Annotated in this window: 14 protein-coding genes and 1 pseudogene; 11 read left to right on the top strand and 4 right to left on the bottom strand. The window is 70.1% G+C overall.

Annotated features, from left to right (window positions below):
* Positions 1 to 196: pseudogene (locus tag ACZ7EG_RS39890) on the bottom strand (sugar ABC transporter substrate-binding protein); the annotation flags it as partial.
* Positions 197 to 1044: 848 nt separating this feature from the next.
* Between ACZ7EG_RS39890 and ACZ7EG_RS39885 the strand changes: the two are divergent.
* The 11 genes from ACZ7EG_RS39885 to ACZ7EG_RS39835 all read left to right on the top strand — a co-directional run bounded on the left by ACZ7EG_RS39885 (position 1045) and on the right by ACZ7EG_RS39835 (position 12461).
* On the top strand, positions 1045 to 1896 hold the full coding sequence (locus tag ACZ7EG_RS39885; protein ID WP_471089912.1) for a fumarylacetoacetate hydrolase family protein: 852 nt from the start codon (positions 1045 to 1047) through the stop codon (positions 1894 to 1896).
* 14 nt (positions 1897 to 1910) lie between these two features.
* On the top strand, positions 1911 to 3248 hold the full coding sequence (locus ACZ7EG_RS39880; RefSeq protein WP_471089909.1) for an L-fuconate dehydratase: 1338 nt from the start codon (positions 1911 to 1913) through the stop codon (positions 3246 to 3248).
* Positions 3245 to 4003, top strand: coding sequence for an SDR family NAD(P)-dependent oxidoreductase (locus tag ACZ7EG_RS39875; protein WP_471089907.1), 759 nt, complete (start codon positions 3245 to 3247; stop codon positions 4001 to 4003). Before ACZ7EG_RS39880 ends, ACZ7EG_RS39875 begins: the two co-directional genes overlap by 4 nt.
* Positions 4000 to 5046, top strand: a complete 1047-nt coding sequence (locus tag ACZ7EG_RS39870) for an aldo/keto reductase (RefSeq protein ID WP_471089904.1) — start codon at positions 4000 to 4002, stop codon at positions 5044 to 5046. Before ACZ7EG_RS39875 ends, ACZ7EG_RS39870 begins: the two co-directional genes overlap by 4 nt.
* A complete protein-coding gene (locus tag ACZ7EG_RS39865) occupies positions 5043 to 5354 on the top strand; it encodes an L-rhamnose mutarotase (protein WP_471089901.1) in 312 nt (103 codons plus the stop codon). The genes ACZ7EG_RS39870 and ACZ7EG_RS39865 overlap by 4 nt, the downstream gene beginning before the upstream one ends.
* Complete coding sequence (locus tag ACZ7EG_RS39860; protein ID WP_471089898.1) at positions 5351 to 6259, top strand: amidohydrolase family protein; 909 nt, start codon at positions 5351 to 5353, stop codon at positions 6257 to 6259. The genes ACZ7EG_RS39865 and ACZ7EG_RS39860 overlap by 4 nt, the downstream gene beginning before the upstream one ends.
* Entirely contained in the window at positions 6250 to 6990 is a 741-nt protein-coding gene (locus tag ACZ7EG_RS39855) for a (Fe-S)-binding protein (protein ID WP_471089895.1), read from the top strand. Before ACZ7EG_RS39860 ends, ACZ7EG_RS39855 begins: the two co-directional genes overlap by 10 nt.
* A complete protein-coding gene (locus tag ACZ7EG_RS39850) occupies positions 6987 to 8486 on the top strand; it encodes a LutB/LldF family L-lactate oxidation iron-sulfur protein (RefSeq protein ID WP_471089892.1) in 1500 nt (499 codons plus the stop codon). The genes ACZ7EG_RS39855 and ACZ7EG_RS39850 overlap by 4 nt, the downstream gene beginning before the upstream one ends.
* Entirely contained in the window at positions 8483 to 9118 is a 636-nt protein-coding gene (locus tag ACZ7EG_RS39845) for a LutC/YkgG family protein (RefSeq protein WP_471089889.1), read from the top strand. Before ACZ7EG_RS39850 ends, ACZ7EG_RS39845 begins: the two co-directional genes overlap by 4 nt.
* A 329-nt stretch (positions 9119 to 9447) precedes the next feature.
* Positions 9448 to 11244 (top strand): alpha-L-fucosidase, encoded by a 1797-nt coding sequence (locus ACZ7EG_RS39840; RefSeq protein WP_471089887.1) that lies wholly within the window; start codon positions 9448 to 9450, stop codon positions 11242 to 11244.
* 260 nt (positions 11245 to 11504) lie between these two features.
* A complete protein-coding gene (locus tag ACZ7EG_RS39835; RefSeq protein ID WP_471089884.1) occupies positions 11505 to 12461 on the top strand; it encodes an expansin EXLX1 family cellulose-binding protein in 957 nt (318 codons plus the stop codon).
* 203 nt (positions 12462 to 12664) lie between these two features.
* Here the strand turns inward: ACZ7EG_RS39835 and ACZ7EG_RS39830 are convergent, their stop codons facing one another.
* The 3 genes from ACZ7EG_RS39830 to ACZ7EG_RS39820 all read right to left on the bottom strand — a co-directional run.
* The gene (locus tag ACZ7EG_RS39830) at positions 12665 to 13798 is read right to left on the bottom strand and encodes a glycoside hydrolase family 12 protein (RefSeq protein WP_471089881.1); all 1134 of its coding nucleotides are present in this window, start codon (positions 13796 to 13798) and stop codon (positions 12665 to 12667) included.
* 264 nt (positions 13799 to 14062) lie between these two features.
* On the bottom strand, positions 14063 to 15085 hold the full coding sequence (locus ACZ7EG_RS39825; RefSeq protein ID WP_471089878.1) for a LacI family DNA-binding transcriptional regulator: 1023 nt from the start codon (positions 15083 to 15085) through the stop codon (positions 14063 to 14065).
* A 236-nt stretch (positions 15086 to 15321) separates the two neighbouring features.
* The coding region (locus tag ACZ7EG_RS39820; protein WP_471089875.1) for a glycoside hydrolase family 48 protein at positions 15322 to 15758 on the bottom strand (437 nt) is incomplete at its 5' end.

Raw genomic sequence — 15758 nt, 5'->3', positions numbered from 1 at the left:
TCTTCACGTACTCGGCGTAGGAGTTCCAGAAGTCGGAGTCGGAACGCGGCAGGTCGATCCCGATGGCGGGCTTGTCGCCGCCGCCGCCCGAAGCGGCCGTGTCGGTGCTCTCGCGGTTGCACGCGGTGGCGAGGGCCAGCACCGCGAGGACGGCGGTGGCGGCTGCGGCGGTGGAGCGGGTGCGAGCGAGGTTCATGGCCGTGTTTTCTCCTTAGCCAGGGCACTGGGGCCGCAGGACAACGGGGGGAGGGCGTCCTTGCCTGCGGGGAGGGGCGAGGCCGCCGGACGGGCAGGTACCGATCCGGTGCGATACATGCGCGGATCGTGCCCGTAGGAGTCGGATGTGAGGGTCAGTCGGGACCGAGAATGCGGAGGCGACGCGACCGTGCGGATGCGAGCCGAACGGGCGCAGTGAGTGCTGCGAGCATTCCTCCGATGTATCTCGGACGGGAGGACGTTACGGCGACGTTGCCGACGTTGACAAGAGTCCGCCGCCAGAGATTTTCCGGACTTCACCTCGTGGGCGTCGAGGAGCCGTTCCGATCCTGGGGCTCCGTGCCGCCATCCGCTCTACCTGCGGAGTATCTGTCTTCGAGGGTGACGGGCGAGGCGTTGCGGAAGTTCACGATTCGGCAACGGGCCCGCCGGGGCCGGTGCGGACGGAGTCAGAAGCGGGCCCCGAGGGACGCTTCGCCCCTCGGGTGGCCAGCGGCCGTCTGTCGGCCTTGCTCTCACCAGGGAAGGTGGGACTGCAACCCACCTTGGATTCATCCGATGGCGGGCCGCGTGTCGGTCTCGTGGCCAGGGATGACCATGGCGTATCTGCCGTTGTGAGCGCTTGGCCGGCAGCGCCGACGAAATACATCCGAGGAATCCATTGTCAGGCGCGATCTCCGCATCTAAGGTCGCTGTGCCGCTATACATCCGATGACTGCGATACGGATGAGCGAAGCCCGCTGACAGGCCCGGCCCGGCGCACCGCAGGCGGCCAGGCCTACGGCCCACCACCCCGCAAACACCACCCGCATGGCAAGGGAGCCCCCAGTGAAACTGCTACGAGTCGGCGCCCCCGGTGAGGAGCGGCCCGCTGTCCTCACCGACGACGACCGGCTGCTGGACCTGTCCTCCGTGACCCCGGACATCGACGGAGTCTTCCTCGCCTCCGGCGGAGTGGACCGGGCCCGCGCGGCCGTCACGGCGGGAGAGCTGGCCGAGCTCGACCAGGACGGCCTGCGGATCGGCCCACCCGTCACCCGTCCCGGCAAGGTCATCTGCGTCGGCCTCAACTACCGCGACCACGCGTCCGAGACCGGCGCGCCCGTTCCCGCGCGCCCGGTGGTGTTCATGAAAGACCCGGGCACGGTCGTCGGCCCCTACGACGAGGTACTGATCCCCCGAGGCTCCGTCAAGACCGACTGGGAGGTCGAGCTGGCGATCGTCATCGGACGGCGGGCCCGCTACCTCGACGGCCCCGAGTCCGCGCGGGCCGTGATCGCGGGGTATGCGATCAGCCATGACGTCTCCGAGCGCGAGTTCCAGCTGGAGTACTCGTCGCAGTGGGACCTCGGCAAGTCCTGCGAGACCTTCAATCCGCTCGGCCCATGGCTGGTCACCGCCGACGAGGCCGGTGACCCGCAGAACCTCGGCCTGCACCTGAGTGTCAACGGAGTGAAGCGGCAGGACGGCCACACCAGCGACATGATCTTCCCGGTCGACCACATCGTGGCCTACCTGAGCCAGTACATGGTCCTGGAGCCGGGCGACGTGATCAACACCGGTACGCCCGCGGGCGTGGCTCTGGGGCTTCCCGGCACCCCCTTCCTGCGCCCCGGCGACACCGTCGAGCTCTCTGTCGACGGCCTTGGCAGCCAGCGCCAGACCTTCGGCCAAGCGTGAAAGGCAGCACCCCCTTGACTACCACCTCCGCCCGGATCACCGCCGTCGACACCTATGACGTTCGCTTCCCCACCTCGAGGGAACTGGACGGCTCCGACGCGATGAACCCTGATCCCGACTACTCCGCCGCCTATGTCGTGCTGCGCACGGACGCCGGCGACGGGCACGAGGGCCACGGTTTCACCTTCACCATCGGACGCGGCAACGATGTCCAGGTCGCCGCGATCGGCGCCTTGCGGCCCCACCTCGTGGGACGTTCCGTGGAGGAGCTGTGCGCCGACCCGGGGTCGGTCAACCGCGACCTGATCGGGGACAGCCAGCTGCGCTGGCTCGGCCCCGAGAAGGGCGTGATGCACATGGCCATCGGCGCGGTCGTCAACGCCGTGTGGGACCTGGCCGCCAAGCGCGCCGGGCAGCCTCTGTGGCGGCTGCTCGCCCACGCCGAACCCGAGTGGCTCGTCTCGCAGGTCGACTTCCGCTACATCGCCGACGCCCTCACCCCCGAGGACGCCCTCCGCCTGCTGCGCGAGGGCCGCACCGGGCTCGCGGAGCGGGAGGCCGTCCTGCTGGAGCGCGGCTACCCCGGCTACACCACCTCCCCGGGCTGGCTCGGCTACTCCGACGACAAGCTCACCCGGCTGGCCAAGCAGGCCGTCGCCGACGGCTTCACCCAGATCAAGCTCAAGGTCGGCGCCGACCTCGGCGACGACGTCCGCCGCATGCGAGCCGCCCGCACCGCCGTCGGCGAGGAGATCCGCATCGCCGTCGACGCCAACCAGCGGTGGGGCGTGGACGAGGCGGTCGAATGGACCAATGCGCTCGCCGAGTTCGACCCGTACTGGATCGAGGAGCCCACCAGCCCCGACGACATCCTCGGACACGCCGCCGTCCGCCGGGGCGTCGCCCCCGTGAAGGTGGCCACCGGCGAACACGTGCAGAACCGCATCGTCTTCAAGCAGCTCCTCCAGGCCGGCGCCATCGACGTGCTCCAGATCGACGCGGCCCGGGTGGGAGGGGTCAACGAGAACCTCGCGATCCTGCTGCTCGCCGCGAAGTTCGGGGTGCCGGTGTGCCCGCACGCCGGCGGTGTGGGCCTGTGCGAGCTGGTGCAGCACCTGTCGATGTTCGACTACCTGGCACTGTCCGGCACGACCGAGAACCGCGTCATCGAGTTCGTCGACCACCTCCATGAGCACTTCACGGCGCCCGTGGTGATGCGCGACGGCCACTACACCGCGCCGCTGACCCCGGGCTTCTCCGCCACCATGCACGCCGAGTCCCTCGCCGCATACCGTTACCCGGACGGCACCTTCTGGGCCGCCGACCTCGCTGGACCGGAGGGGGTGGCATGACCGGTCTGTCAGGACTCAGGGCCGTCGTCACCGGGGGCGCGTCCGGCATCGGGCTGGCCACGGCACGCTCACTCGCGGCGCAGGGCGCGGCAGTGGCCGTGCTCGACCTCGATTCCGGCGGCGTCAGCGAACCGCTGATCGGTCTCCAGGCCGACGTCAGCGACGACGCCTCCGTACGCGCCGCCGTGGATCAGGCCGCCGAGCGGCTCGGTGGGCTGGACATCCTCGTGAACAACGCAGGCGTCGGCGCGGTGGGCACCGTCGAGGACAACCCGGACCAGCAGTGGCACCGGGTGATGGACGTCAACGTCCTCGGCATCGTGCGCACCACACGTGCCGCCCTGCCGCATCTGCGACGCTCGGCGCACGCGGCCGTGGTCAACACGTGCTCCATCGGCGCGACCGCGGGCCTGCCTCAGCGTGCCCTGTACTGCGCCAGCAAGGGTGCGGTCCTCTCACTGACGCTCGCCATGGCCGCCGACCACGTCCGCGAGGGCATCCGCGTCAACTGCGTCAACCCCGGGACCGCCGACACGCCATGGGTCTCCCGGCTGCTGGACGCGGCCGAAGACCCCGAGGCCGAGCGCGCGGCCCTCAACGCCCGTCAGCCCATGGGGCGCCTGGTGACGGCCGACGAGGTCGCCGCCGCCATCGTCTACCTGGCCAGTCCTGCCGCGGCGTCCGTCACCGGCACCGCGCTCGCGGTGGACGGCGGCATGCAGGGCTTGCGGCTGCGCCCGGTGGAGCGGTCGTGAGGACCAGCACGCTGGGCGGCAGTTCGGTACCGGTCTCGGAACTGGCGCTGGGCTGTGCCGCCCTCGGCAACCTCTTCCACCCGGTCACCGACGAGGCCGCTCACGCCACGGTGGAGGCGGCCTGGGACGCAGGCATCCGGGCCTTCGACACCGCGCCCCACTACGGTCTCGGCCTGTCGGAACGGCGGCTCGGCGCCGCGCTGCGCGACCGCCCCCGCGACACCTTCACTCTCTCCACCAAGGTGGGCCGGCTTCTCGTGCCGAACCCGGACGGCGGCGCGGGCGACGACCTCGCCCACGGCTTCGCCGTACCGGCCACCCACCGCAGGGTCTGGGACTTCAGTGCCGACGGAGTCCTGCGCTCCCTGGAGGCCAGTCTCGAACGCCTGGGCCTCGACCACGTCGACGTGGTCCTGCTGCACGACCCCGACGACCACGCCGATCAGGCGCTGGACGAGGCCTACCCGGCCCTGGAGCGGCTGCGTACCGAAGGTGTGATCGGAGCGATCGGCGTCGGGATGAACCAGTCCGCGCTGCCCGCCCGGTTCGTACGCGAGACCGACATCGACGTGGTGCTGCTGGCCGGCCGCTACACGCTCCTGGAACAGGACGGGCTCACCGAACTGCTTCCGGAGGCGGCCGCCCGCAGCCGTAGCGTGGTGATCGGCGGGGTGTTCAACTCCGGGCTGCTGACGGCCCCCCGCCCCGGCGCCACATACGACTACGCTCCCGCTCCGCAGCCCGTCCTCGACCGGGCGCTGCGGCTCCTCGCGGTCTGCGAGCGTCACGGCGTGCCGCTGCGGGCCGCCGCGCTGCGCTTCCCGTTCGGCCATCCCGCGGTCGCGAGCGTCCTGACCGGCGCGCGCTCTCCCCAGGAGGTGCGCGACACGGTGGAGCAGCTGCGGCGCCCCGTCCCGCAGGCCCTGTGGGACGAGCTGCACGCCGAGGGACTGCTGGACCCTGACACCCCCGTCCCCGCGACCGCGCCGACCGGGGAAGCCGTGCATCACTGGGAAGACACGCCGTCGAAGGAGCCGTCATGAGGGTCGCCCTGCACACCAAGGTCCGCGCCGACCGCATCGAGGAGTACGAGGCCGCGCACCGGGAGGTGCCCCAGGAACTCACCGCCGCGATCCGCACCGCGGGGGTGAGCGAATGGACGATCTGGCGCAGCGGCACGGACCTGTTCCATGTGCTGGAGGTCGAGGACTACCAGGCGATGATCGCCGAACTCGACAAGCTGCCCGTCAACATCGCCTGGCAGGCCCGGATGGCCGACCTGCTCGACGTCGTCCACGACTACTCCGCGCAGGGTGCGGATGCCTCGCTGCCGGTGGTGTGGGAACTGTGACCGGTCCGGAGCCCGTGCCCGGCATCGTGGACGCCCACCACCATGTGTGGGACCTGTCCGTCCGCGACCAGGACTGGATCAGTGGAGACGAACTCGCCCCGCTGCGACGCGACTTCACCCTCGCCGACCTGGCGCCTCAGGCCCGCGCGGCCGGTGTCACCGCCACCGTGCTGGTGCAGACGATCACCGTGCCGGAGGAGACCCCGGAGTTCCTGGCCCTGGCCGCCGGCAGCGACCTGGTCGCCGGGGTCGTCGGCTGGACCGACCTGACCGCGCCCGACATCGCCGAGACCCTCGCGGGGCTGCGCGCGGGCCCCGGAGGGGATCATCTGGTGGGCATCCGCCACCAGGTGCAGAGCGAGCCCGACCCACGCTGGCTGGTACGCCCGGACGTACTCCACGGCCTTTCCGCGGTCGCCGAGGCGGGACTCGTCTACGACCTCGTGGTGAAGCCCCACCAACTCGCGGCGGCCGTCGCGGCCGCGGAGCGCCTGCCAGGCCTCACCTTCGTCCTCGACCACCTCGGCAAGCCGCCCATCCAGACCGGCGAACTCGACCCCTGGGCGCAGCAGGTCCGCCGCCTGGCCGCCCTCCCCAACACCGTCTGCAAACTCTCCGGCATGGTCACCGAAGCCGACTGGGGCTCGTGGACCACCGCGGCTCTCGTGCCCTACGCCGACACCGTGCTCGACGCCTTCGGACCCGGGCGGCTGATGTTCGGCTCCGACTGGCCCGTCTGCCGGCTCGCCGCCACGTACGCCGAGGTGATCACCGTCGCTCGCGAGCTGACGGCCGGGCTCGGACCGGCCGAACGCCACGACGTCTTCACCGGTACCGCCCTGCGGACCTACGACCTGCCCGTCACCGCACGGCCGGCCCCGTCTCAGGAAACCCCATGCGCATAGCCCTCTTCATCACCTGCTTCAACGACACGATGTTCCCCCGAACCGGTCGTGCGGTGACCGAACTGCTGGAGCGCCTCGGCCACACCGTGGAGTTCCCGCAGGCCCAGACCTGCTGCGGCCAGATGCACTTCAACACCGGCTACCGCCCCGAGACCCTGCCCATGGTCCGACGCTTCGCGGAGGTCTTCGCGGGCTACGACGCCGTCGTCGCCCCGTCGGGGTCCTGCGCGGGCATGGTGCGCGACCACCACCGCGTGGTGGCCGCCCAGTACGGCGACGCCGCCCTCGCCGAGTCGGTCGAGCAGGTGGTGCCGACGGTGTACGAGCTGTCGGAACTCCTCGTCGACGTCCTCGGTGTCACCGATGTCGGTGCGTACTTCCCGCACCGCGTCACCTACCACCCCACCTGCCACTCACTGCGCATGCTGCGCGTCGGCGACCGGCCGCTGAAGCTGCTGCGCGCCGTGAAGGGCATCGACCTCGTCGAACTGCCCGCCGCCGAGTCCTGCTGCGGCTTCGGCGGCACCTTCGCCCTGAAGAACGCAGACGTCTCCAACGCCATGCTTGCCGACAAGATGCGCCATGTGCAGGACACCGGCGCCGAGATCCTTTGCGCGGGCGACAACTCCTGCCTCACCCACATCGGCGGCGGCCTGTCCCGGCTTCGTACCGGCGTCGGCACGATGCACCTGGCCGAAATCCTGGCCTCCACGGAAGGGGACGGACGATGAGCGGCGCCGACAGCGTCGTATTTCTGGGCACCCCGGCCTTCCCCGAGGCCGCGCGTACCGCGCTGGCCGACACCCGGCTGCGGGCGAACCTGCGCCGGGCGACCGGCACCATCCGCGACAAGCGGCTGGCGGCCGCCGCCGAACTGGAGGACTGGGAGGAACTGCGGGAGACGGCCGCCGCGGCAAAGCGTCACACACTGCGCCACCTCGACCACCACCTCCTGCGCCTGGAGAAGGCGGTGACCGCCGCGGGGGGAGTGGTCCACTGGGCGGCGGACGCCGCCGAGGCCAACCGCATCGTCACCGGTCTGGTGAAGGCGACCGGCGAGGACGAGGTCGTCAAGGTCAAGTCGATGGCCACCCAGGAGATCGGCCTCAACGAGGCGCTCGCGGACGCGGGCATCCGCGCCTACGAGACCGACCTCGCGGAACTCATCGTGCAGCTGGGCGGCGACCGCCCGTCGCACATCCTCGTGCCCGCCATCCACCGGGGCCGCTCCGAGATCCGGGAGATCTTCCGCCGCAAGATGGGGGAGTGGGGCAGGCCCGCCCCCGAGGACCTCACCGACGACCCCCGTGACCTCGCCGAGGCGGCCCGGCTCCACCTGCGGGAGAAGTTCCTGCGGGCCAAGGTCGCCGTCTCCGGCGCCAACTTCGCCGCCGCCGACACCGGAACGGTGGCGGTGGTGGAGTCGGAGGGCAACGGGCGGATGTGCCTGACCCTGCCGGAGACCCTGATCACCGTCATGGGCATCGAGAAGGTCCTGCCGTCCTTCGCCGACCTGGACGTGTTCCTCCAGCTCCTGCCCCGCTCCTCGACCGGCGAGCGCATGAACCCGTACACCTCGCTGTGGACCGGCGTCACCGAGGGCGACGGCCCCCGGAACTTCCACCTGGTACTGCTCGACAACGGCCGCAGCGCCACCCTCGCCGACGAGGTGGGCCGCCAGGCCCTCGCCTGTATCCGCTGCTCGGCGTGCCTCAACGTCTGCCCGGTGTACGAACGCACGGGGGGCCATGCCTACGGTTCGGTCTACCCGGGGCCGATCGGCGCGGTGCTGACCCCGCAGCTCGTCGGCATCGAGAACGCGGCCTCGCTGCCCTTCGCCTCGACCCTGTGCGGCGCCTGTTACGACGCCTGCCCCGTGAAGATCGACATTCCCGAGGTACTGGTCCATCTGCGCGCCGAGGCCGTGGAGGCGAAACGCCGGGACCGACTGCTCCCCACAACCGAGGCACTCGCCATGAAGGCCGCGGGAGCCGTCCTGGGCTCACCGCGCAGGCTGGCCGCCGTACAGCGGCTGGCGGCCATCGGAGCCCGACTGGTGGCCCGTGACGGCCGTATCGGTGCCCTGCCCGGTCCGTTCGCCCGCTGGTCCGGCACCCGGGACACCCCGGCGCCGGCCCGTGAGTCCCTGCGCGCCTGGTGGCGCCGTACACGACCACCCATGAGCGAGGACCGTCATACGACGGTGGAAGGGAAAGGACGACGATGAACGGCCGCGACGGCGTCCTGAGCGCGATTCGCGGAGCGCTGACCGGCGTTCCCGGCTCCGAGCGCCCCGAGGACGCACCCCCTTCGCCGGGGCACCGCGCCGACCACGCGGGACCGGACGTCGTCGGGCTGTTCGCCGAGCGTGCTGCCGAGTACCGCGCCACGGTGGTCCGGGTTCCGGCGGCCGATGTGGCGGCGGCCGTCGGCCGCGCGCTGGCCCGCACCGGAGCACGGTCCCTGGTGGTGCCGCCAGGGCTGCCCGAGGGCCTGGTTCCGGAGGGACCCTGGTCCCTGCTGACGGACGTCCCGCCGCTCACGGTCGGGCAACTCGACGCGGCCGACGCCGTGGTCACCACGGTCGCCACCGCCATCGCCGTCACCGGCACGGTGACCCTCGACCACGGTCCCGGCCAGGGGCGCAGGGCCCTGACTCTGTTGCCGGACCAGCACATCTGCGTGGTCCGGGCGGACCAGATCGCCCCCGACGTACCCGAGGCACTGCGCCTGCTCGATCCCTACCGCCCGCTGACGCTGATCTCCGGCCCCTCGGCCACCAGCGACATCGAACTGGACCGCGTCGAGGGCGTGCACGGCCCCAGGACTCTCGACATCGTCGTGGTGGAGGACGCGTAACCAGCGGCACCGGGACCGTCCGGCTCTGCAGCGTGGCCCGGCGGCCGCGCTGCGAAGCCGTGTTCAGTTCCACCTCCGACCAGACTTCTATATACATCCGATGTGTCTCGTCCTCGAACTGAAGTGACGTGGTCATGAGCAGGGATTCTTTTATTTCCCTGCTTTTGCTCTAGACAGGGGGTGCGGCCGTGTCTGTTAATACATCCGATGTCCCAGGGACCCTGATTGAGCCCCGGCCGGACACGAGCCGCCGCACCCCGCCCTCTGCGCGGTGCCGTGGAGAAGCAGTCACTGACACCCTGTGTCCTTCACCCTTCAGGAGCCGCACGATGTCCTCCGCTCCCCTCAGCAGACGCTCCCTCCTCAAGGCCGCGACCCTCGCCGGCGGTGCCGTGGCGTTCGGTCTGCCGCAGGCCCTGTGGCCCGCCACGGCCGAGGCCTACACCGTCTCCTCGAAGATGGACTGGTGGTACCAGGCCCGGTTCGGGATGTTCATCCACTTCGGGTCCTACTCCTACCTCGGCCGCGGTGAGTGGGCGTTCAGCGTCGAGAACTGGAACAAGGCCGCCTACCAGAGCCAGGTGACCACGCCGTTCAACCCGGCCGGCTTCAACGCCGCCGCCATCGCCGACCTGGCCAAGAACGCCGGCATGAAGTACCTCGTGATCACCGCCAAGCACCACGAGGGCTATGCCATGTGGGACTCCAACGTCCCGGGCTTCACCAACACCACCGGCTCCAAGCTGTACAACCTGCACGACTACAACAACTTCCAGCCCGACCTGCTGGCCCAGCTGAAGGCCGCGTGCGAGAGCCGGGGCATCAAGTTCGGGCTCTACTACTCGATCCTCGACTGGAGCCACCCCTCCCAGACCTGCGACAGCGCCAGGGGCTTCTCCGACATGTCGTCGCTGACCGCCCGCACCGGCTACATCAACGACATGAAGGCACAGCTGCAGGAACTGCTGGACCGTTACGACCCGGCACTCCTGTGGTTCGACGGTGACTGGTGCGCCAACCCCTCCTCGCCCACGCTCGAGGACTGGTGGACCAAGCCCGACGGCGAGAACCTGTACAGCTGGCTGATGGCCCGCAAGCCGGGCCTCGTCGTCAACGAACGCGTCAAGCGGGACCTCGGCCTGGGCGACTACGCGGTCGCGGAGTTCGGCATCCCCAGCGCGCCGATGGAACGGCCGTGGGAAGCCTGCGCCACCATGAACGACGCCTGGGGCTACAACGAGGGCAAGGAGAACCAGTACCGCTCGGTCCAGACCATCATTCGGGAGATGGTCACGGTCGTCTCCCGGGACGGCAACTACCTGCTCAACATCGGCCCCAAGGGCAACGGCACCGTGACCGACGGATCCGTGACCGTCCTCAACGGCATGGCCTCCTGGATGGCCACCCACGCCGACAGCATCCACGGCACCAGCGGCAGCCCCTTCGCGAAAGAGCCGTCCTGGGGCAAGGTCACCAAGAAGAACGGCAAGCTCTTCGCCCACGTCTTCAACTGGCCGACGGGCGGCACCCTGCAGATCCCTGCGGTGTACAACACGATCAACCGCGTCTACCTGATGAACAACCCCTCCGTCTCGCTCAACTACTGGGTCAGCGGCGGGCAGATCAACGTCAGCGTGCCGACCACGGCGCCCAACGCGATCGACTCCGTGGTCTGCGTGGAGGTCAACGGCATGCCGGCCGTCCTTGCCAACGGCATCTACCGACTGATCTGCGCCCAGAGCGGCAAGGCTCTCGACAACGCCAACTCCGGCGGCGAGGGCACCGACATCATCCAGTGGACGGCCAACGGCGGTACGCCGCAGCAGTGGACGGTAACCGACCTGGGCCACGGCTACTACAAGCTGGTCTGCGTCCGTAGCGGCAAGGCCCTCGACGACAACAACAGCACCTCCGACAACACGGTGATGGTGCAGAAGACCGACAACGGCAGCCACCAGCAGCAGTGGGCCATCAGCGCGCTGGGCGGCGGCGCGTTCCGGCTCATCAACCGGCACAGCGGAAAGGCGCTGGACAACTCCAACAACCCCGCGGACCAGGCCAAGATCATCCAGTGGACCTCCAACGACGGCCCGCCGCAGCGGTGGAGCATGACCAAGGTCGGCTGAGCGACGCAGGGGTGGCGCGTCCCGGCACGCCACCCCGGCTGACACGGCACCGACGCGATGGTCGTCCTCCCGTCCCCGCGGGTGATCGCCACCCGACAGAAGCGGTGACCTGCGCCCGAAGCAGGCCGTGCTCCCACCTGAGCCTTGGGTGGGAGCACACCCATGTTCCGGGACTCGACCCGGCCGAAAAATCGCCGGCAACCTTTCCGCCACCCGCGGCCACTGAACAGTGCAACACCGACACGCTCTTCCCCGAACGGATGAACATGCAAGAGACACGCCAGGCCGCGCGGCAGCGCAGGCACAGACGCCGGCTGATGGTGGGCGCCACCGCGGGGCTGGTCGTCACAGGTCTTCTGGTCTGCCTGGTCCTGACGATGCGATCCGACCGCAAGGAGGATGCCGGGCGGGCCCCGGCCACGGCCGTCTCCGCCTTGGAGGCAACTCCCTCACCGACAACGCGGGGACGGAAGTCTGCCACTCCCTCTCCGTCCTCCTCCCCGACCCCGTCGGCCAGCGCTACGACCCGGAAGGCTTCACCGCCCCCGTCGGCGTCGCCGTCATCGGCCTCCCCGCGGACGGCTCCTGCCACGCCATCCCCGGCCGGACGGCTCCGGCCCAAGGGCACCTACCAGGGAGTCGCCACCGTCTACAAGGCCGGGGTCGGGGACGGCGCCTGCTCGTACGGCCCGAGCAGCGACATGATGATCGCGGCGATGAACACCACCGACTACGAGACGTCCGCGGCCTGTGGGGCCTACGTGCTCGTCCGTGCCGCGAACGGCAACTCCGTCACGGTCCGGATCACCAACGAATGCCCTCTGCCCTGTGCACCGGGGCAACTCGACCTCAGCGAGCAGGCCTTCGCCGAACTCGCCCCCATCACGACGGGCCGGATCGCGATCACCTGGAGCCTGCTGAGCCCCGAGACGGCGGGCACGATCTCGATCCGCTACAAGAACGGGTCCAGCCCCCACTGGTGCGGCGTTCAGGCGATCGGCCACCGCAACCCGCTCGCTCGGCTTGAGGTCCGCTCCGGCGGCGCATGGCGCCAACTGGCCCGCACCGACTACAACTACTTCCTCTCCCCGGACGGCAGCGGGTGCGGCGGCCCCGTCAGACTCACCGACATCTACGGAGAACGACTGACCATCAACGGGATCGCTCTGCGGCCGGAGGCGGTGCAGCCGACGGGGGTCCAGTTCGCCCGCCACTGACGCCGCCCACAGTGACCCCTCTCCGAACCAGCCATGGACCGGGGCGGCTCGAGAGGTCGTGTCGCCGGCCCGCACGCACGCCGGCCCGGTCGCGGAGCGCTCCTCTTCGGCGGAGAGGGCGAAACACCCTGGCGCTGTGCGGCCTCCGGGGACCCGCAGGTCGGTGTGGAGGGACCAGGCGGGGCCCCGGAGGGTGAGCGGTGTCACACGGTGGTGCAGGCGGTGCCGTTCAGGCTGAAGGCGGAGGGCTTGGTGAAGGTTCCGCTGGAGGTGCCCTGGAACCCGAAGGTCGCCTGGCCGCCGGCCTTCAGCTCGCCGTTGTGGCTGACGTTGCTCGCGGTGACCGCCCCTGACGACCCGGACAGGTTCGCGTTCCAGGCGTTGGTGATCCGCTGTCCGGAGGGGAGGGTGAACGCGAGCTTCCAGCCGTTGACGGGGGAGGCGCCGGTGTTGGTGATGGTGACGTCGGCGGTGAAGCCGCCCTGCCAGACGTTCGTTCCGTACGCCACCTTGCAGGCGGTGGAGCCGCCGGGGCCGGGGCCGGGGTCACCGGAGGAGCCCGTGTTGACGGTGGAGGAGAACGAGGTCACGGCAAGGCCCGCGCCGTTCTGCCAGGGCTCGAAGCCGGCCTGAACGCTCGTCAGGTACCAGTTGTTCTGGGCGAGCCCGCGGGAGACGGCCTGCCGGGCGAAGTCCATGACGTCGAAGGACCAGCTGCTGATGGCCGACGGTGCGACGAACGACAGCACGTCGTTCGAGCCGTTGCTGCCGGACCACACCTGCCAGTCACGCCCGCCCACGCTGGCGTTGCCCACCGGGGCGCCGATGGGCTGGACGGGTCCGACCTTGTTGAACCAGATCATGATCTCGGTGCGGTTGACGCCGTCGGTGCGGGGAGCGGGGTCGAGCCAGATGTCGTAAGAGGCGTTGTACGCCGCGTCGTTCACATAGGTGTAGGAGATGCTCGTGGGCGCGCTGGAGATGGTGCTGAGCTGAGCGGGAAGCCTGGTGCCGGGCGAGCAGTTGGTGTAGTGGCAGCCGTTGTAGATGGACGGGTACGACTTCGGGGCGCCGTTCGTGGGAACGGATCCGTCGGCCTGGGTGATTCTGAACCCCGAGTCGGTCGCAGTGATGCACTGGGTGGCGCTGGTGCCCCAGCGGTTGTTCTGGACCACGTAGCGGCCCTGGACGGTCGTTGAGCCGAAGGGCTGGCAGATCGTGGTGTCGGCCTGCGCCACTGACGTTGTGGTCAGCAGCGCGGCGAGCGAGACGAGCGAGGTGAGCAGCGCGCCGAGCAGGCCACGCGCGCTCTGGGCATGGTGCGGTGAAGGACGCATGCGGATCCTCTTGCAGGGGGTGGGGGCAAGGGGAAGTGCTCCCGCCACCTTGTGAATGGGAGCGCTCCCAATGCTGGGTTCGGCAGGGACTGTAGGGATGGTTCAGGTCCATGACAAGACCGTTGGACGAAAACGGTCGAGACGATTTCGTAGACGCAGGTCAGGCTCGGGTGCCGAACCGCAGAGCGCCGGCGCCGGGGGCGCTCCCCGGACAGGTTCGCGCGCGCCGACGCCGGAGCTTCCCGCGGCAGCTCGTCGACGAGGTCAGGTCGACTCGCGTACCACCAGCTCCGTACGGAGGATGACGTGACGCCAGGCGACGGCGCCCTCCTCCATCTCCTCCAGGAGCAGTCGGATCATGGCCCGCCCGATCTCCTCGATCGGCTGCCGTACCGTCGTCAGTGGCGGTTCGGTCCGCTGGGCGAGCGTGAAGTCGTCGAAGCCGATCACGGCGACATCCTCGGGCACCCGGCGCCCGGCCGCGCGCAGGGCCTCCAAGGCCCCGGCGGCCGTGGTGTCCGACGCGGCGAGGACGCCGTCGATGCCCGGATGCCGTTCGAGGAGCTCGGCCATGGCGCGGCGCCCGCTCTCCGCCGTGAAGTCGCTTTCGGCGACACGGGTCTGCTCGCCCTTGAGGCCCGCCTGTGCCAGAGCCTCTTCGTATCCGCGCAGCCGGCACCGGGAGGCGTAGAGGTCGAGCGGCCCGGTGATGGTCGCTATCACTCGGCGGCCGTGTCTCAGCAGGTGGGAGACGGCGCTGCGGGCTCCGCCGATGTTGTCCGCGTCGACGTAGCTGACGTACTCCTCCCCGGAGCGGCGCCCCAGCATCACGGTCGGCAACCGGGCTTCGGCGAGCATGTCCGGAAGTGGATCTCCGGCGTGCACGGACATCAGCAGGACGCCGTCGACCCGGCCGCCGCGCGCGTACTCGAGGAAGCGCTGCCGCTCGGCGTCCGAGCGGACCAGGGTCAGCAGCAGTTGGATGCCGGTGTCCGTCAACGCGTCTCCGAGCGAGCGGACGATCTCGGAGAAGAAGGGCTCGGCGAACTGCCGCCAGTCCGGTTCCGTCATGACCAGGGCGACCGCGTCGGCCCGCCGCCCCGCCAGGGAACGGGCCGCGAGATTGGGCACGTACCCCAACTCCTCGATGGCCCGCTGTACGGCCTGACGCGTCGACTCCTTCACGCCTGCCGCGTTGTTGATGACGCGGGAGACCGTGCCCCGTCCCACCCGCGCGCGGGCAGCCACCTCCTCCAGCGTCGGTGCCCCCGGGCGCCGTCTGCCCATGCCACCTCCCCCAAGAGATCACCGATCTTACCGGCCGGAGGAGGCCGAGCACATGACTTCGCCAGTGGCATGGTTACGGGCGGTCCGCCCTGAGCCCAAAGTTTGGGAGCGCTCCCGTTGCCTGGTCGTGCCGGAGACGTGTGCGAGGGCCGGGCGTCCCCTGGGGGGTGGGGCCGCCCGGCCGGGTGACCCCGTCACCAGGCGACGGGGTCGCGTACGCGGAGCGCCGGCGTGGGCTACTCGAGGAGTTCCGCGTACGAGCCCATGGCCAGGGCGATGTCCGCCTGGGCCCAGAACCGGTGGTAGGTGAAGACGGGCGCTGCGCCGCCCTTGAGGTAGGCCTCGATCTTCGACCAGGCCGGGTCGTTCTTGTAGAAGGACCGGATCGAGGAGAACGTCGAGGACGAGTCGATGCTCTCGCCGTTCGGCATCTTGCCGCTCCAGCCGCTCGGCACGTAGACCTTGTCGTTGAACCGGCTGTAGTCGCTGCGGGTCTCCGGAACAGCGACCCCGAGGCTGTCCGTGTGGTTGGCCCACATGCCGTCCAGCAACGCCTTCGCCGTGGACTTCGCCTTCGCGTCACCGGAGCGGTCCGCGTAGTACGTCAGGGTCTTGGCGAACGCGGCCGCCACACCGACGTCGTTGGTGTAGTCGGCGACGGTGACGTGCAGTC

Source organism: Streptomyces sp. NPDC037100, from assembly GCF_055606225.1.
The sequence above is the reverse complement of the archived record's forward strand: the minus strand, read 5'-3'. Positions and strand labels throughout refer to the sequence as shown.